Origin of the sequence: Streptomyces vastus (genome assembly GCF_039532825.1) — a bacterium.
In the GTDB taxonomy this organism is placed as follows: domain Bacteria; phylum Actinomycetota; class Actinomycetes; order Streptomycetales; family Streptomycetaceae; genus Streptomyces; species Streptomyces vastus.
On the sequence record NZ_BAAASJ010000027.1, the window covers coordinates 90,495 to 107,701 of the forward strand.

Annotated in this window: 12 protein-coding genes and 1 pseudogene; 4 read left to right on the forward strand and 9 right to left on the reverse strand. The window is 70.1% G+C overall.

Annotated elements, in window-relative coordinates; genetic code table 11:
• Positions 1-92 precede the first annotated feature (92 nt).
• From ABD357_RS12840 to ABD357_RS12860, 5 genes and pseudogenes are all read right to left on the reverse strand, one after another.
• Positions 93-655 (reverse strand): annotated as a pseudogene (locus ABD357_RS12840) (hemerythrin domain-containing protein).
• Positions 656-764: 109 nt separating this feature from the next.
• On the reverse strand, positions 765-1,532 hold the full coding sequence (locus ABD357_RS12845) for a metallophosphoesterase family protein (RefSeq protein ID WP_344389879.1): 768 nt from the start codon (positions 1,530-1,532) through the stop codon (positions 765-767).
• Complete coding sequence (locus ABD357_RS12850) at positions 1,529-1,849, reverse strand: hypothetical protein (protein ID WP_344389880.1); 321 nt, start codon at positions 1,847-1,849, stop codon at positions 1,529-1,531. The genes ABD357_RS12845 and ABD357_RS12850 overlap by 4 nt, the downstream gene beginning before the upstream one ends.
• On the reverse strand, positions 1,846-2,532 hold the full coding sequence (locus ABD357_RS12855; RefSeq protein ID WP_344389881.1) for a nucleotidyltransferase family protein: 687 nt from the start codon (positions 2,530-2,532) through the stop codon (positions 1,846-1,848). Before ABD357_RS12855 ends, ABD357_RS12850 begins: the two co-directional genes overlap by 4 nt.
• 216 nt (positions 2,533-2,748) lie before the next feature.
• Positions 2,749-4,413 carry a ricin-type beta-trefoil lectin domain protein gene (locus tag ABD357_RS12860; RefSeq protein ID WP_344389882.1) on the reverse strand — a complete coding sequence of 555 codons (1,665 nt, stop codon included), beginning with the start codon at positions 4,411-4,413 and terminating at the stop codon, positions 2,749-2,751.
• Positions 4,414-4,621: 208 nt separating this feature from the next.
• Between ABD357_RS12860 and ABD357_RS12865 the strand changes: the two genes are divergently transcribed.
• Positions 4,622-6,601 (forward strand): heavy metal translocating P-type ATPase, encoded by a 1,980-nt coding sequence (locus tag ABD357_RS12865; RefSeq protein WP_344389883.1) that lies wholly within the window; start codon positions 4,622-4,624, stop codon positions 6,599-6,601.
• 115 nt (positions 6,602-6,716) lie between these two features.
• Here the strand turns inward: ABD357_RS12865 and ABD357_RS12870 are convergent, their stop codons facing one another.
• Positions 6,717-7,028: an ArsR/SmtB family transcription factor gene (locus ABD357_RS12870; protein ID WP_344389884.1), complete on the reverse strand. Its 312-nt coding sequence runs from the start codon at positions 7,026-7,028 to the stop codon at positions 6,717-6,719.
• A 450-nt stretch (positions 7,029-7,478) separates the two neighbouring features.
• Between ABD357_RS12870 and ABD357_RS12875 the strand changes: the two genes are divergently transcribed.
• Entirely contained in the window at positions 7,479-7,841 is a 363-nt protein-coding gene (locus ABD357_RS12875; protein WP_344389885.1) for a hypothetical protein, read from the forward strand.
• A gap of 144 nt (positions 7,842-7,985) precedes the next feature.
• Here ABD357_RS12875 and ABD357_RS12880 read toward each other — a convergent pair whose 3' ends face one another.
• Complete coding sequence (locus ABD357_RS12880) at positions 7,986-9,950, reverse strand: serine/threonine-protein kinase (RefSeq protein WP_344389886.1); 1,965 nt, start codon at positions 9,948-9,950, stop codon at positions 7,986-7,988.
• A gap of 498 nt (positions 9,951-10,448) precedes the next feature.
• Between ABD357_RS12880 and ABD357_RS12885 the strand changes: the two genes are divergently transcribed.
• Positions 10,449-11,498 carry a hypothetical protein gene (locus ABD357_RS12885; protein ID WP_344389887.1) on the forward strand — a complete coding sequence of 350 codons (1,050 nt, stop codon included), beginning with the start codon at positions 10,449-10,451 and terminating at the stop codon, positions 11,496-11,498.
• A gap of 176 nt (positions 11,499-11,674) precedes the next feature.
• Positions 11,675-12,490 (forward strand): SAM-dependent methyltransferase, encoded by an 816-nt coding sequence (locus tag ABD357_RS12890; protein WP_344389888.1) that lies wholly within the window; start codon positions 11,675-11,677, stop codon positions 12,488-12,490.
• Positions 12,491-12,789: 299 nt separating this feature from the next.
• On the opposite strand, the gene sthA is transcribed toward ABD357_RS12890, so the two are convergent.
• Together sthA and ABD357_RS12900 are read right to left on the reverse strand one after the other, a co-directional pair.
• Positions 12,790-14,193 carry a Si-specific NAD(P)(+) transhydrogenase gene (sthA, locus tag ABD357_RS12895; protein ID WP_344389889.1) on the reverse strand — a complete coding sequence of 468 codons (1,404 nt, stop codon included), beginning with the start codon at positions 14,191-14,193 and terminating at the stop codon, positions 12,790-12,792.
• A gap of 143 nt (positions 14,194-14,336) precedes the next feature.
• Entirely contained in the window at positions 14,337-17,138 is a 2,802-nt protein-coding gene (locus tag ABD357_RS12900; protein WP_425584841.1) for a SpoIIE family protein phosphatase, read from the reverse strand.
• Positions 17,139-17,207: the final 69 nt, after the last annotated feature.

Sequence of the window (17,207 nt, forward strand, 5' to 3'; positions counted from 1 at the left end):
GGCGGTGAGATGTCGGGACACTTGCGGAGTGGGCGCTTCCTCTTGCGCCGACAACTCCCCGCAGTACCCGTGCCCCGCCGCACCATTCGCCGTCAGTCCTTCTTCCCGCGCCCCGTCAGCGCATCGCGCAGACGGTCGACGAGTCCGGCTCCGGGCGCCAGGAGCTTGTTGGCCGGAGGCTTGTCCGGCGCTGAGGGGTGCGGACGCGTTGGTGCCAGCTTCTTCGCCTGCCGGACCTTGTCGCCCAGTTCGTCGAGGGCCTCGGCGGTAGCCGTGTCGCGCAGCATGGGGAAGAGGTTCTCCTCCTCATCGGCGATGTGCGAGCGGACCTCGTTCATGAGCATGCCGATGAGCCGGTCGAACTCGGCATCGCTCGCCTCGCAGCTCTCCAGGTCCTTCATGATCTGCTCGGCCTTGGAATGGTCGTCGATCTCCTTGTCGGCCAAGGTGTTCCCATCGGGAAGTACTGCCGCACGGCCGGGTAGAGATACTCCTCCTCGGCCACCGAGTGCCGTACGAGCTCCATGGTGGCCTGGTCGGCGTAGACCTTACGGTCCTTGTCGCCGGGCGGCAGCGCCTCGATCCGGCCGAAGATCCCCTCGACCTCCCGGTGGTCTGTCACCAGCTCGGTGATGACGTTTCCTTCGTGTGCCATGTCCAGTACCTCCAGTACCTCGGTCAAGGTGCGGCGGCCCCTGGTCAGGACCCCACTCGGCCTCCGGGTGCCCCCGCCCGGGGTGAGCTAACGCCCGGCCGGCGCCGGCTCAGCCGAAGGCGCCGGCGGAGGCGGAAGCCGTCGTCGGCTCCTCGCGGCCGTGCAGGTGATACACGCTGAACGCCCTGCGGATGACCGGCTGCGCCACGTTGCGGACCGGGACACCGCCGCTGGTCATCCCGTGTTCCGTACCGGCGTGAGCGTGTCCGTGGACGGCCAGGTCCGCGCCCGCCGTGTCGATCGCCTCGGCCAGGAGGTAACTGCCGAGGAACGGATAGATCTCCGGGGGCTCACCGGCCAGCGTGTCCGGCACGGGGGAGAAGTGGGTGAGCGCGATCCGCGTCCCGCAGCCCTGCCCGGCCAGTTCGTCCAGAGCCGTACGCAGACCATCGGCGCAGCGGCGCGTGTACCGGATGAACTCCTTCATCAACGGTTCCCCGAACTCGCTGCCACTGCGGCCGACGAATCCGCCACCGAAGCCCTTCGTGCCCGCGACGCCGACACGCGCGCCGTCGACTTCGACGACCGTTGACTGCCCCTCGACAACGCGCACACCCGCCGCGCGCAGAACGGCGGTGACCTCCTCCGGCTTCTCGTCGTGGTGATCGTGATTGCCGAGCACGGCGACGACCGGCACGGGCAGACCGCCCACCTCCTCGGCGACCACCCGCGCCTCCTCAGGCGTGCCGTGCCGGGTGAGGTCACCGGCCAGGAGCAGCAGGTCGGCACAGTCGGACAGCGTGTCGAAAGCCGGCCTGAGCAGGCCCTGGCTGTCCAGCCCCATATGAATGTCCCCGACGGCCGCGACGCGGATCATGCGACCTCCTCCGGGTGATCGGGAGCCGCGGCCTCGGCCACGACGATGTCGTAATGGACGGCAAGGCCGGTCAGTTCCTCGTTCAGGGTGCGCAGCAGTTCCTCCCGGCAGTGCGCGGTGGGCACGGTGCCCATGACCGTCACGGCCGATCCCCGCGGCTCGACGCGCATACCGAGTTCGCCCAGTTCGCCGGCGGCGAGCCGCTCCTGAAGATGGGCGATGCGGTACTCGATGTTGTTCTCGGCGTGTGCCTCGGCGGCGCCGGCGTCCGCCGTGGTCCGCGTACCACCCGGATCCTGTCCGGCATGGGCGTTCATTGATGTCCTCCCTGCGGTGCGATGACGTCCAGGCGCTCCAGCAAGTACAGAAAAGCGGCCGGCATGGGTACGTCCCCGAACTCGCGGCGGATCTGCTCCCAGTCGACCTTCTCGCGCAGCAGCCGGGCGATCGGCAGGACGGCGCCGAAGTCGCAGTGGTGCTCGGAGAAGGCGGCGAGCAGGCTCCGCAGCAGGTCGGTGGGTGCCAGGACGGGCATCTGTACGGAGTCCACCGACAGGTCCTGAGCCCTGCCGAGCAGCTCGGTGCTGACCGGCTCATGGGCCAGCCCGAAGATCAGGTCCACGTCCTGCCCGAGACACTTGGCCTTCAGCAGCCAGTCCTCGGGAGGCGCGTACACCGTCAGACCGGCGTCCTCCAGTGTGGCGGCGACCGCTTGGGCGTCCTCGGGCCTGATGCAGAAGTCGGCGTCGTGCTGGAGACTGCCTGCCCCGCCGTGGGCGTAGACGGCGACACTCCCGGCGAGAGCGAAGTCGTGCCCGTTCCTCTTCAGGAGGGCGGCGACCTGCTTGGTCGCTTCCAGGATCGCCTGGTGGCGGTCGGGCGGAAGCTCCTGAGCACGCGCACCGGGCCGACGGCTGCCCTCGCCCGAGCCGCCCGCCAGACGCAGGTCAGGAGCCGGGCGCCGCCCGTCGAGAGCGGCGTCATCCGCGTTCTGCGCCACTGCTGCTCCCTTTCCGGACCGCCGCCGCACATGCGATGCAGGCCGGCCGTCTCCGACGAACCCTGCGCTGATGGCTGTACGGGTCTCCACCGCACGACGGATCAATCAGGTTCCGTAGCGGTACGGAAGGACGGTCGGCGTTCCGTGGCCGCGCCCCCTGTCGGCACCTCTCCACCGCGGCGCACCACGGCCCCCGAGGGCCGGGCGCGGCCGAGGTCAGTCGACCCCCGCCCCCGCCTTCCAGCGCTGGTCGTCGTCTCCGTCGGCAGGGGCGAGGTCCAGGCTGTCGCCGTCGGCCGGGGTCAGGGCGTGGTCCGGGGCGATGGCCGGGCGGATGACACCCGTGCTCTCCACCGCGAACCGAAGGTTGTCGCCGTTGCTGCTGTCGAGCGATTCGCAGGTCCAGATACCGAGGCCGTCGTCGACGGAGCCCCGGCTGTCCAGGCAGAAGTCCGGGTCGGCGAACGACTGGAAGGCTCCACTGCCGGCGTCGACCCGCCAGCGCTGGGTGGGTGAGGCGGAGCAGTCGGCGGCGATGACGTTCGTGCCGTTGTCGAAGTCGCCGTCCTCGACGTCCAGGCACAGGCCCGAGTCGACGTTCACCACCTGGGCGTAGGAGCTGTCCGGCGGCCCGGACGCCGGGGGCTTCGTGCGTGTCGGCGACGGCGTGGGGGTGGGGGTGGGCGTCGGTTTCGGGCTCGGTAAGGCAGGGGGCGACGGCTTCGTCGGCTTGGGGGGCGGGGACTGGGCCGTGGCGGACAGGGTCGGCGGCGGCGAGAACGTCGACGTCACGGTGGCCGAGGGCGGCCGCGTCGGGGTGTCCACAGCACCGGCCGGCTCCTGCGATCCGGAGTCGCCCTTCGTCAGCAGGTAGACCAGCAGCGGTGCGAGCGCGACACCGAGGGCGGCCGAGACGATCGCGAAGCGCCGGGACGGCCACCGGGCCGACCAGCTCCGCCGGGTCGCCGGACCGTCGCCGTTCTCCGTCGTCGTGGGTGCTTCCTGGCGCCCCTCGACAGCCGCCCCGCCCCTCATGGCGTAGGCCGTGCCGGCCCAGGGCAGCAGCCCCTCGGCGAGAGCCGCGTGCGGAGTGTCGCGCAGGGCCGCCAGCTCCTCGTACCCTGTGGCACAGTGCGCGCAGCTGCCCATATGGGCGTCCAGGTCCGTGCTGCGGCGAGGGCGCTCGGGGTGTACCGCCTCCTCGATCAGGCGATGAAAATCCTGGCAGCCCGGATCGTCGGAACCGGCGAGGCGCGTGGTGAGCACGGAGTGGCACGCGTCCTGGAATGCGCCTTGCATGCCGTACGCAACGTCCCCGGGCGTGACGCCCAGAAGGCGGGCGGTGTCGGCCTCGGACTCCCCGTCCACGACGCCGTACCAGACCAGACCCTGCACCCGCGTGGGCAGCGTCAGGAACGCGGCGAGCATCGGCGGGACGGGGCCGTCGGGGCCCGCATCCGCCTCGCGCAGGCGGGTGAGCAGACCCGGGTCGAGGCGGGCGGCACGTTCGTCGGCGGACCACTCGACGGCCACGCGGCAGGCGAGCAGCAGGAGTTGATGACGCCACGGGGTGCGCGGCTCGAGGCCGCGCGCCGTCTCGCGGGCCGCGAGGGTGAAGGCCGTCGCCGTGATCCGATGGGCCGCCGACTCGTCGACGGTGCACAGACGGGCGTACGAGAGAACCGCGGGCCGGTGGCGGCTGCGCAGCTCGCGCCAAGCCGGGCGCGCGGTCCGGGCGTCGGCGCGCAGCAGATCGGTCAGCCGCGCATCGGACACCGAAGGGAGTTCGTCCTGCTCGGGCGGCATCGGCTGCTGGGGCACCTGCTCGCCGCCGTCGGCCTCGGTGTCGCAGTACTCGTCGGACTCCTCGCCCCGAGCCATGCCCGCGCCTCCTCGCACCACACGCTGTTGCTGCCTGTCCGAATCCCGTCGTGTCTGTGGGTCTGGAGTGACCTTAGTGACGACAGGGGTTGGCGGGTGCGTACATGAAGACATGAATGGCTCTTCATGTGATCCTGTATGGTGGCGGAGCGGCCCCGGGAACCGCTTCTGCCCGCACGCCCCCATGCGTTCCTCATGAAGGAAAGTGATGACCTCCACGCTCACCCAGCCGTCGGTCGACCGGGCCGGGCCCGCGCGCGCCGGAACCGCGCCCCGGCGGCGCACCCGCATCCTGGCGCTCCCCGAGGCTCGCTGGGCTGCCGAGGCCACCACCCTCTTCCTGCTCGCGCTGCCACTCCAGCTGACCGGCGCCCCCACCTGGACCTGGGGCCCGCTCTACGCGCTGGCGTACGTCACCGGCGGCTGGGAACCGGGCTGGGAGGGACTGAAGGCGCTCAAGGAGAAGACCCTCGACGTCGACCTGCTCATGATCGTCGCCGCCCTGGGCGCGGCCGCGATCGGGCAGGTGATGGACGGCGCCCTGCTGATCGTCATCTTCGCGACGTCCGGCGCGCTGGAGGCACTGGCCACCGCCCGCACCGCCGACTCGGTCCGCGGCCTGCTCGACCTGGCCCCCTCCACGGCCACCCGGCTGACCCCGGACGGCGGCGAACAGGCCGTACCCGTCGAGGAGTTGGCGGTCGGCGACACCATCCTCGTACGCCCCGGAGAGAGCGTCGGCGCCGACGGCCGCGTACTGGACGGGGCGAGCGAGGTCGACCAGGCGACCATCACCGGCGAACCGCTCCCCGCACCGAAGGAGCCCGGGGACGAGGTCTTCGCGGGCACCCTGAATGGCACCGGAGCTCTGCGGGTCCGTGTCGAGCGCGACGCCTCCGACTCGGTGATCGCCCGGATCGTACGGATGGTGGAGGAGGCGTCCGAGACCAAGGCGCCCACCCAGCTGTTCATCGAGAAGGTCGAACAGCGTTACTCGCTGGGCATGGTGGCCGCGACTCTCGCCGTCTTCCTCGTGCCGCTCGCCTTCGGCGCCGAACTCGACGGCTCGCTCCTGCGGGCCATGACCTTCATGATCGTGGCCTCCCCTTGCGCGGTCGTACTGGCCACCATGCCGCCGCTGCTCTCCGCGATCGCCAACGCCGGACGGCACGGCGTGCTGGTCAAGTCGGCCGTGGTGATGGAGCGGCTCGGACAGGTGGACACGGTCGCCCTCGACAAGACCGGCACGCTGACCGAAGGCAGCCCTCACGTGACCGACGTCCGGCCACTGCGCCGATCCGGCCTGGACGAGGACGAGTTGCTGGCGCTGGCGGCGGCGGCCGAGCACCCCAGTGAGCATCCGCTGGCCCGGGCGGTCGTGGACGCGGCCCGCGAGCGCGGCCTCGGCCTGCCCGCCACGGAGGACTTCACGTCCGCACCCGGCATCGGGGTGAAGGCCGTCGTCGGCGGGCGCACGGTCGCGGTGGGCGCCCCGGCCCGCCTCTTGGACGATGCGGAGCACCCGTCCGCCGCGATCGCCGAGAACCTCGAGGAGTCCGGCCGTACCGCGGTCCTGGTCATGGTCGACGGCCTCCCCGCCGGAATACTGGGCATCGCGGACCGGCTGCGCCCGGACGCCGCCGCCACCGTCGCCTCCCTCACCAAGTTGACCGGCACCGCTCCGACCCTGCTCACCGGCGACAACGCCCGGGCCGCCGCCCACCTGGCCGCCGAGGCCGGCATCGACGACGTACGCGCCGGACTGCTGCCGCAGGACAAGCTGAGCGCGGTCAAGGAGATGGAGGGCGCGGGCCGCAAGGTGATGGTCGTCGGCGACGGCGTCAACGACGCGCCCGCCCTGGCCGCCGCCCACATGGGTATCGCCATGGGTCGGGCGGGTTCCGACCTTGCTCTGGAGACCGCCGATGCCGTGATCGTCCGCGATGAACTCGCCGCGGTTCCCGCCACCGTCGCCCTCTCCCGCCGCGCCCGGGAGCTGGTCGTCCAGAACCTCGTCATCGCCGGGGTGTTCATCGCCGCACTCGTCATCTGGGACCTGGCAGGCACCCTGCCGCTGCCCCTCGGCGTCGCAGGCCACGAGGGCTCGACGGTCATCGTCGGCCTGAACGGACTGCGCCTGCTGCGGGAGGCGGCCTGGCAGCGGGCAGCCGGCGTGGGAAGCAGCTGACGAGCGGCCCTCGAAGGGGCACGCCGTCCGTGAGGCGTGAGCCCAGGCGAGGCGATGGCCGTCCGACGGGAAGTCGGACGGCCATCGAGGCGGTACAGGGGCGTAAAGGCCGGCGCTACTCCTGTGCGTGACGGATGGCATCCAGCACGATGTGCGCCACGTGGTCGTCGGTGAGGCTGTACTGGGTCTGGCGGGCCTGGCGCCGGGCGGTGACGATCCGGGAAGTGCGCAGCACTCTCAGGTGCTGGGAGACCAGAGGCTGGCTCACGCCCAGGGTGGCGACCAGTTCGTGGACGTACTTCCCGCCGGTGGACAGCTCGCGGACGATGCCGAGGCGCACGGGCGAGGCCAGGGCTCGCAGCAGCTCACTGGCGGCCTGCAGGGTGTCCGCGGGCTCGCTCGCCGGGGGAGGGGAAGTCGTTGCCATATGCAGACGTTAGCATGTGGCAATGGGTCCGATTCGGTGCGTGACCTGCCCGTATCCGGCGCCAGTCGCCACCGGCCGTCAGTGGTCGTCCCGCTGCCCCTCGTGGGAGGCGTGACGGTGGCCTTCGTGCACCTAGTCGATGTGGCCGACGTGCGCCCGGTGGCTCTTGCGGGCGACAGCGCATTGCGACATTTGTATATTGCGATTCCTGCATGCATCGGGGCTGATGTGCCCCGTAATGGGGGTCACGGATGTCGCAGCGGCGGCCACACCGGCGGGTGTCATACCCGAGCCCGCATCGCTGTCTGGTGGCGAATAACCGTTGATATCGGACGTATTGCGGCGACGTGTAACGCGTCATTCGGGCCCGGCGCAGTTTCCATAAGGCGCGGAAAATGCCCCGCACGCGTCCGCCGCCGAGAATTGTGCACCCGTCGGATGGGAATCCCCGTGAGTAACTTCGAACCCGTACCGGGAAACCAGCAATACGACCACAGCCAGGTTCGCAACCACCGCCAGGAAAGGCCAAGAGACGGCTCCGTGGCGAGGCGGGCAGCCCTGGCCATCCATACCATCGCGGATGTCGCCGCCGTGTTCCTGGGCCTGTGGATCTTGCTCTACCTGCTCGAAGCCAACCAGGCGAACGTCTTCGTCGAGTTCGTGGAAGGCACTGCCGACTGGCTGGCGTGGTGGTCGCAAGACATTTTCACGATGGACACAGAAGGGCTCCGCGTCCTTCTCAATTATGGCCTGCCTGCCGTGATCTACCTCTTGATCGGACACGGAGTAGCCGTGCGAGTACGCCACCTCTGACGAAATTCATCTTCCGCTCGCAGATGTGAAGAATGGGAAACCATGCGAGTGGGAATCCGAAAACCGGACTGCAATTCACGCGCCTGCGGCCGGTACGCCGTTCCGCGTACCGGCCGCGCGTCCCGTTGGCGGGGGCGCCGGGCGTCAGCGCGGAGGCAGCTTCGCGGCAGCCGACCTCGCCAGGGCCGTGGCCATCGAGCGGAGTTCGCCGGCCGGGCGACGACCGTCGACCTGCAGGCGGAGCATCTCGGCGGCCGTTTCGGCGTCCTTGCCGCTGTACCTGCGGTACTCGACGAAGACCGAGCAGGTGTCCTCCTCGGCTTCGACGATGGCGTCGTAGCCGCTGAGCCGGACGGGATCGCCGTCCGCCGCGGTCTTGGGCTGATCGCGGAAGAAGCTCACCTCCGTCTCCAGATCGTCGACGTCGCTGGACCACTCGCATCTCCACTTCGCGACATCGATGTCCGCGGGCGCGCCGGCTTTGATGCCGGGCATGACGGACAGCGCCTTGGCGTCGAGCAGATCGCAGGCGGTCGACCAGGCCAGCGAGTCCTTCGGGTAGGGCGAGGAACGGCGGGGGATCGGCCCCTGGTTCAGCACGTCGGCCGCGCTCTGGGCGGCCGAGTTGGCGACCGTGCACAAAGTCGCGGCGCCGCCGGTCACCGTGCCGTCACCCACGTTGACGCGAACCTCTACGAGAATGCCGTCGGATCCGGCGTCAGGCACCAGAAGCAGCCCGCACTCGTCGTCCTGCGGCTCCTTCTCCATGATGCCGATCTTCCCGACGGTCCTGGCGGGTTGCGACGACTCGGGACGTGAGCCCGGCTGGAGGTCCAGCGACACATCGATACGGGTCTCCTCGTCGGTGTGGACGAGCACGTCACAGCGGTCGAAGTTCCCGTAGTCCACGTCCACTTGGGCCTCGCCGAACTGCCCGAGAGCAGTGGGGTCGGCCAGCTTGCACAGGTCGGCGGTGTGCGGATCGCCGATCAGGGACTGCCCCGAGCCGTTTCCCGAGCCGTTCGAGGCCTCGTCCGTGAGCTGGCTCTGACCGGCCTGGTCGGTGTCATGCGTGTCGTCGCCGTCGTCATCGGGGACGAAGACAAGGGTCAAGGCCATGGCGGCACTGATGCCGAGGGCCGCGGCCAGCAATGGCCAGCGCCGCCGCCCGCGCCCAGGCGGCTTGTCATTGTCATTGTCATTGTCATCAAGGGTCCGCTCGCCGGCATCCCGCTCGGGCCCGGCGATGGCAGCCAGGAGCCGCTTGGCCTCGGCCGCTTCCGGACGTTGCCGAGGATCGCGCTGGAGCATGGCGGTGAGGACGGGATGCAGCGGTCCCACGGCCTCGGCGTCCATCTCGACGACGCCCCGCTCGGCCTTCCAGTGGGTGAGGCGTTCGGTGTCCTCCTCCTCGACGCCTTCCTGCCCGTGCTCATCGTCCCCGTCACACGCGTTGCCGCGCGGCGGCGAGCCGGTGACCAGCGCGTAGAGCGTGGCGCCCAGGCAGAACACGTCCGAAGCCGGCTGGGGGATGTTCCCGCGGGCCAGCTCGGGTGCGGCATAGGCCGGAGTGAAGCTGGACGGGCCGTTGGCCGTGACGGTTTCCGTGCCGCCGGCCCGGTGGGCGGCACCGAAGTCCAGCAGCTTCGCGGTGCCGCGCCCTGTGAGGCCGATGTTGGCGGGCTTGATGTCGCAGTGCACGATGCCCGTCTCGTGCAGGGCGGTGAGTGCGTCGGCGAGCTCGGCACCGATGCGGGCCGCCCGCTGGGGGGACATCGGTGACTCCCGGTCCAGGCCGCCGCCAGGCACGTACTCCATGATGAACCAATACGTGTCCTCCCCGCCTCCCTCGCTGTCGCCGTCCTGTGGGACGGTCACGACATCGAAGAGGGTCACGACGTGGGGGTGATCGCGGAACTTGGCCATGGCGCGCGGCTCGCCCAGCAGCCGCCGTACCGCGGTCTCGCGGTCGCCCTCGATCCGCTCCGGTTTCAGCGCGACGTCCTGCCCGACCACCTTGTCGTGGGCCAGCCACACATCACCGCTCCGCCCTTCGCCGATGACCTCATTGAGGACATAGCGGCCGGCGAATTCGTCTCCACGACGCACGGTTCTCCCCTCATCTCGATCCAGAACGCGCGCGGCCACGTGGCCGCGCGCGTTCTGATCCCGAACCTACTGCGTACCGGGGAGGTTACGCAGGGTCTCCCCGGAGCCTCCATCAGGCGCCCTTATGTGTAGAGGTGATGAGGTCGACGGTGCATGAGTGACTATCCCCCGTGAAGGCGCCGTCAGACGATGCGGCGGCATTTCGCTGCCCGGAAAGCAGGGCCCACCGCACAGGCACCGCACCAACGGGCCGCTGCCGCCAAGAGGGCGCCGTCACCCGTACGGAGTAATCCAGCAGGTGTGGCACGGCGTGGGAAGTCCGCACCGGGCGGGGCCCCGGAGCCGTGCGGTGCCCGTCCGCCGAGCGCCGCTCGCCGGGCGTTCACGGTGGGGGTCTCGCAGGATGGTGAGGGTTGCCCGGCCGTGGAAAGGGCCGACGAGCAGCCGTTCCCCGCGCGCGGCGGACAGCCGCCCGATCCCCCACTCAGGGAGTAGCAGATGGCAGTGATGACGCAGGCGCTGGCACCGGCGCTGGAAGATGCCCGGCAGACACATGCCGCAGTCGCCGACCGGTTCCGGGCGGATGTGACGGTCACGCCTCCGGGTCCGTACCGCCAGATGCTGGAGCGCCAGGTCGCCGAGGTCCTGGACAGCCTTCAGCGGATCGAGCATCACCTACGCGAAACGCACCCGCGCGGCCTGCTCGGCAGCACGGTCGACATGGCGGGGCTCGTCACGCGCAGCGCCATGCGTACGGCCATGCTCCCGCTGGCGATCGGGTCGTCCCTGGTGACCGGGCTGCTGGGCGGCCGGCAGGCGAATGAGCTGCGGCTGCTGAAGAACTCCGAGAACGAGTTCACGGCCGCGGCCCGGGCGCTGGCCGCGTCCCGCGCCGGGGAGAGCATCGCCGAAGAGATCCAGGACCAGGCCGCCGCCGATCTGCTCGGTTCGCTGCGCCGCCAGGACCAGGAGCTGCTGGAGAAACTGGAGGACAGCGTCGCCGCACACGCGCGGGCCGTGGTGGCCGCGGGCAATGGCTTCGGCCCGCAGCACGAAGGCAGCGTGCGGGACGAGCTCATGCACGTCGTGCGGACGACCGCCGACCGGCTACGGGACATCGTCCAGACCGGCAGCCGCCAGACCAGGTCCGCGGCCGAGGGCGTGGTCCGCGAGATGCCCGGAGTGACACGGATGGCCGAGGAGGTCCAGGGCGCGGTGACCCGGGAGGAGGACCTGCCGATCGCCGGGTACGGCCGGCTCGGCCTCGACGAGACCAAGAAGCGGCTGCGCCCGCTGTCACAGTCCGACCTGACGGTGATCGAGGGCTACGAGCGGGCTCACGCGAACCGGGACGCGGTCCTGGACACGATCGAGCAGCTGCGCGGCGGCGAACCGTGGCCGGGCTACGACACCATGGACCCCAGCGAGATCATGGCCCAGCTGCAGAACGTCTCCCTGAGCGTGGCCCGCGAGGTGGCCGAGTACGAGCAGCGCCACCGCCGGCGCGAGCCGGTCATCTCCACCGCCCAGGCACGCATCCCCCTGTAACCACCGACGGACGCCGACAACGGGCCGCCTCCTGCCTCACGGTCAGGAGGCGGCAGCGCGTGCGACGCGGGCAGTCGAGAGGGACCTCAACCCGCAAAGCCCCGGTGGAACGAGGGCAGTTGACTCTACGTTGGATGCCCAAGGCCAACGATGGTTTCACAGAAGGAGGCTGTCCGGTGACGCAGGACTCGCCCGCCCCCGACACCGCGGCATCAGCGAAGATCGACTCGGCAGTGCCGCACTCGGCCCGGATCTGGAACTACTGGCTCGGCGGCAAGGACAACTACCCCGTCGACGAGGAAGCAGGCGACGCCTTCCGCGAGGTCTTCCCCGGCATCACCGACCTCGCCCGCGACTCACGGGCCTTCCTCGGCCGCGCCGTGCGCCACCTGGCCGGTGAGGCCGGGATCCGCCAGTTCCTCGACATCGGCACGGGCCTGCCCACGGCGGACAACACCCACGAGATCGCCCAGCGGGTGGCCCCCGACGCCCGCATCGTCTACGTCGACAACGACCCCCTGGTCCTGGCCCATGCCCAGGCACTGCTGACCAGCACCCGTGGGGGAGTGACCGACTACATCGACGCGGACCTGCACGACCCCGGCACCGTGCTGCGCGAAGCGGCCCGTACCCTCGACCTCACTCAGCCGGTGGCACTCACACTGATGCAGGTCAGCGGGCATATCGCCGACTACGACGAAGCGCGGTCCATCGTCAGCACGCTCATGGGGGCGCTGCCGTCCGGCAGCTACCTCGCGTTCAACGACAGCGTGGACACCAACCAGGCCAACGCCGAAGCCACCCGCCTCTACAACGAGAGCGGCGCGGCCCCGTACCACCTGCGCAGCCCGCAGCAGCTCGCGGGCTTTTTCGACGGCCTGGAACTGCTGGAGCCCGGCGTCGTACCCATCACCGACTGGCGCCCCGACCCCACAACGACCGGCTCTGAAGGCGAAGTGATCGCTGTGGGTGGCGTCGCTCGAAAGCCGTGAAGCCGTGAAGCCGTGAAGCCGTTGAGCCGTGATGTCGTGAAGCCGTGAAGTCGCACGTCGCCAAGGGGTGCGGCCACGAGGCCGGCTCCTTCAGCTCCGCACGCGTCGACACCGTCCACACCGATTCCGGCCCGGCTCCGGTTGCCCCGGTGGTGCCGCCGTTGACGGAGGCCCAGCCGACCGGCCCGGCGGCACGGGCGCCGGAGGCGGTCGCGGGGCACCCCAGCAACGTAAATGGCTCGAATCGGCTGCCGTCATCGACGCGAGGTCCTCCTCATCCATCCTTGAGCTGGCCGGTATCAATCCCTGAGCCGGTCGATCTGCCGGATCTTGTTCGTCGCATCCAGGGCTGCGACTTTGTAGGACTCCGCGAGCGTGGGGTAGTTGAACACCGCGTCGACCAGGTAGTCGACCGTGCCGCCGCAGCCCATCACCGACTGCCCGATGTGGATCAGCTCGGTGGCCCCGGTGCCGAAGCAGTGCACGCCGAGGAGCCGGCGGTCGTCCGGCGAGACCAGCAGCTTCAGCATGCCGTGCGAGTCGCCGATGATCTGCCCCCGGGCCAGCTCGCGATAGCGGGAGATGCCGACCTCGTACGGTACGGACTCCTCGGTGAGCTGGTCCTCGGTCCGTCCGATGAAGCTGATCTCCGGGATGGTGTAGATGCCGATCGGCTGAAGGCCGTCCATCTGGTTCACCGGCTCGCCGCAGGCGTGGTACGCCGCTGTACGCCCCTGCTCCATCGAGGTCGCGGCCAGCGCCGGGAAGCCGATGACGTCGCCGACGGCGTAGATGTGCGGCACCTCGGTGCGGTAGTGCTCGTCGACCTTGATCCGGCCGCGTCGGTCGGCGGACAGACCGGCCTTGTCGAGTTCGAGGTCGTCGGTGAGGCCCTGGCGGCCCGCGGAGTACATCACGGCGTCCGCAGGTATCTTCTTGCCGCTCTCCAGAATGGTGAGAGTGCCCCGCGGATGACGTTCGACCGCGGCGACAGTCTCCCCGAACCGGAAGGTGACGGCCAGGTCCCGCAGGTGGTACTTCAGCGACTCGATCACCTCGATGTCGCAGAAGTCGAGCATCCCAGGCCGCTGTTCGACCACGGTGACCTTGCTGCCGAGAGCGGCGAACATGGAGGCGTACTCCATGCCGATCACGCCGGCGCCGACGATGACCATGGACCGCGGCACCCGCTCCAGATTGAGGACCTTGTCCGAATCGATGATCGTCCGGTCGTCGAACTCGACGCTGGCGGGCCGGGCAGGGCGGGTGCCGGTGGCGATGATGATGTGCCCGGCGCTCAACAGCCGCTCGTGGCCCGTCACTTCGCGCAGCGCGACGGTGTGGTCGTCGACGAAGCGGCCGGTGCCGGCGAACAGGGAGACGTGGTTGCGCGACAGCTGGCTGCGGATGACGTCGACCTCGCGGCCCACCACGTGCTGGGTCCGTGCGGTCAGGTCGGCGACGGTGATGTCCTCCTTGAGACGGTAGCTCTGGCCGTACAGATCACGCTGGGTGAGGCCGGTCAGATACAGGACCGCCTCGCGCAGGGTCTTGGAGGGGATGGTCCCGGTGTGGATGGAGACCCCGCCGACCATGTCGGGGCGGTCGATGACGGCGACCCGGCGGCCGAGCTTGGCCGCGGCGATGGCGGCCTTCTGGCCGCCCGGGCCGGATCCGATGACGAGCATGTCGAAGTCGGGCACGTCCGGAGTCTGACAGCTCGAAGGTCCCACCCGAAAGGGTGGACGGCCATGTCCGGGACCAACAGCGGGTTCTTGCACTGAAGTTGATCCCGTTCACGGGGCGAACAACCGGCCCCGGAGGCTCTGCGCCCACCTCCCGGCTCTCAGGGCAGCGGCTGTTCCGCCCAGATGATCTTGCCAGTGGGGGTGTAGCGGGTGCCCCAGCGTTCGGCGAGCTGCGCGACGAGGAACAGGCCGCGCCCGCCCTCGTCGGTGGTGGCCGCATAACGCAGATGCGGTGAAGTGCTGCTGCTGTCGAAGACCTCGCAGATCAGGCTCCGGTCGCGCAGCATCCGGACACGGATGGGGCCGCTGCTGTAACGGATCGCGTTGGTGACCAGTTCGCTCAGTATCAGCTCCGTCGCGAACGCCAGGTCGTCCAGCCCCCACTGAGCCAGCTGCCGGGTGACCGATTCGCGTACGTCGGCGACGGCCGCCGGATCGGAGGGCACCTGCCAGTCGGCGATCCGGTCCGCCGACAGCGCACTGGTACGGGCCACGAGCAAGGCGATGTCGTCGCTCTGCCGGGCGGGAAGCATCGCGTCGAGTACGACCCGGCAGGTGTCCTCCGGCGACCTGTCGGCCCCGGCCAGCGCGGTGCGCAGCAACTCGAGCCCCACGTCGATGTCCCGTTCCCGGTCCTCGACAAGCCCGTCGGTGTAGAGCACGAGACGGCTGCCCTCGGCCAGCTCGAGATCGGCCGTCTCGAACGGGAGACCCCCGACGCCGAGCGGGAGACCCGCCGGAACCTCGGGGAAGTCGACGCTGCCGTCGGGCCGGATCAGCGCGGGCTGCGGGTGGCCTGCGCGCGCGACACTGCACTGCCGGGAGACCGGATCGTAGATCGCGTACAGACAGGTGGCGCCGGTGATCGCGGCACCCCTGTCCTCCGCTTCGTCCTGATCGATGCGGCCGACCAACTCGTCGAGGAGGCCGAGGAGTTCATGGGGCGGCAGATCCAGGGCGGAGAAGTTGTGCACCGCGGTACGCAGCCGGCCCATCGTGGCCGCGGCGTGCAGGCCGTGGCCGACGACATCGCCCACGACAAGGGCGACCCGGGCGCCGGGCAGCGGCAGCACATCGAACCAGTCCCCGCCCACCCCCGCCTGCGCGGGCAGATAGCGGTAGGCGACATCCAGTGCATTCTGCTCGGGCAGGTTGCGCGGCAGCAGGCTGCGTTGCAGCGTCTCGGCCATCGTGTGCTCGCGGGTGTAGCGGCGCGCGTTGTCGATGGAGACCGCGGCCCGGGCGACCAGTTCCTCCGCCAGGGCCACCTCCTCCGTGTCGAAGGGCTCCGGCTTCTGAGAGCGCCAGAAGTTGGCCACACCCAGCACCAGGCCTCCCACCCGCAGGGGGACGCTGATCAGCGAGTGGATTCCGTACGCGACGACCTGTTCGGTGCGTTCCAGATCCTGGGCCTGCCACCCGGGGGCGTCCTTGAGGTTCGGCTCGACGACAGCCTGGCCGGTGTCGAGGCTACGGGCCTGGGGTGAGGAAGCGACGAATCTGATGCGCTCGCCCACCGGGTACAGAGGGGCGTCCTTACGGATTCCGCTGAACGCCGTGCGGCGCAGATCGGTGACCTTGTTCGGATCCTCCCCGTTCAGCACGGCGTCGGCCAGATCCACGGTGACGAAGTCCGCGAACCGCGGGACGGCCACCTCCGCGAGCTCTTCCGCGGTGCGTGCGACGTCCAGGTCCGTGCCTATGCCCACCCCGGCGTCGTACAGCAGCTTGAGGCGTTCACGTGCCATCTCGGCCCGTCCGGACAAGGCGCGCAGATCAGTCGTGTCGCGGAGCGTCGCGACGCTGCCGGGCGGGCCTCCTTGGCGGTCCGTGGGCCGCTGGTTGATCGCCAGCAGCCGGTCTCCGACCGGGTGTACCTCGTCCGTGGCGACGCGTCCCGAGGCCAGGAGCCCGGCGGTGTCCGCGTCAAGACCGAGTTCGAGAATCTGCCGGCCCTCGGCGTCGGCGGGCAGGCCGAGCAGATGCCGGGCCTCGTCATTGGCCAGCAGCAGCCGCCCCGAACCGCTGACGATGATCACTCCCTCCCGGACGGCGTGCAGCACGGCGTCGTGGTGCTCGTACATCCGGGTCATCTCGTACGGACCCAGACCACGCGTCTGGCGCAGCAGTCGTCTGCTCACCAGCGCTGTCCCCGCCGTGGACAGGCCGAGTGCCGCAGCCGCGGCCGTGAGGAGGATCGGCAGCTGCCTCTCCGCGACGCCACCCACATTGGCGGTCGTGATACCGGCCGACACCAGGCCCACGACCGATCCGTCGGGAGCCTTGACCGGAACCACGGCCTGAACCAGCGGCCCGATGGTTCCCTCGATCTCCTCGGTGATGGAACGGCCGGCCAGCGCGGGTTCCATGGTCCCGACGAACTTCTTGCCGATCCTGTCCGGCTTGGGGTGCGTATAGCGGGTCCCGTCGACGTTCATCACAACGACGAAGTCCACCTTCGACCGCACGCGTGCGGCTTCGGCACGCGGCTGCAGCACAGCCGTGGGGTCGGAACCACGCAATGCCTCGCGCAGGCCCGGGGAATTGGCGAACGTCTCGGCGACGGCGAGTGAACGGTTGCGGGCCTCCTCTGTGCTGTCGTGCCGCACCTGCAGCACCAGCGCCACCACCGCGGCCACGACCAGCATCAGCACGATCACGACCTGCAGCACGAAGACCTGCCCGGCGACGCTTCGCCCGCTCAACGCCGACCGGAATCTGTCGGCCGGCTTGCGCCGGGGCCCGTCCGCGGGCGGTTCTTGCTCTGCGGCAGACCCGTGCGAGACCTGTCGTGCCCGCTGCTCGTGCGCCCGGCGAGCACCGGCACGCCCAAGCCGTGCGCGCAGACCGATGGCAGAGGAGGTCGACTGGGGCCGGGATCGACCCGAGTGGCGGAGCATGTGCCCATGTCTACACTCCTCGATGCCAGGAGGCGAGGGCGTCACGCGTTGCGACAGCCGTGGCCTCGG

Coding starts and splice junctions, on each gene's coding strand:
- ABD357_RS12845 (WP_344389879.1), bottom strand. CDS start 1,532: ATGATCCGCGTCGCGGCCGTCGGGGACATTCATATGGGGCTGGACAGC.
- ABD357_RS12850 (WP_344389880.1), bottom strand. CDS start 1,849: ATGAACGCCCATGCCGGACAGGATCCGGGTGGTACGCGGACCACGGCG.
- ABD357_RS12860 (WP_344389882.1), bottom strand. CDS start 4,413: ATGGCTCGGGGCGAGGAGTCCGACGAGTACTGCGACACCGAGGCCGAC.
- ABD357_RS12865 (WP_344389883.1), top strand. CDS start 4,622: ATGACCTCCACGCTCACCCAGCCGTCGGTCGACCGGGCCGGGCCCGCG.
- ABD357_RS12870 (WP_344389884.1), bottom strand. CDS start 7,028: ATGGCAACGACTTCCCCTCCCCCGGCGAGCGAGCCCGCGGACACCCTG.
- ABD357_RS12885 (WP_344389887.1), top strand. CDS start 10,449: ATGGCAGTGATGACGCAGGCGCTGGCACCGGCGCTGGAAGATGCCCGG.
- ABD357_RS12900 (WP_425584841.1), bottom strand. CDS start 17,138: ATGCTCCGCCACTCGGGTCGATCCCGGCCCCAGTCGACCTCCTCTGCC.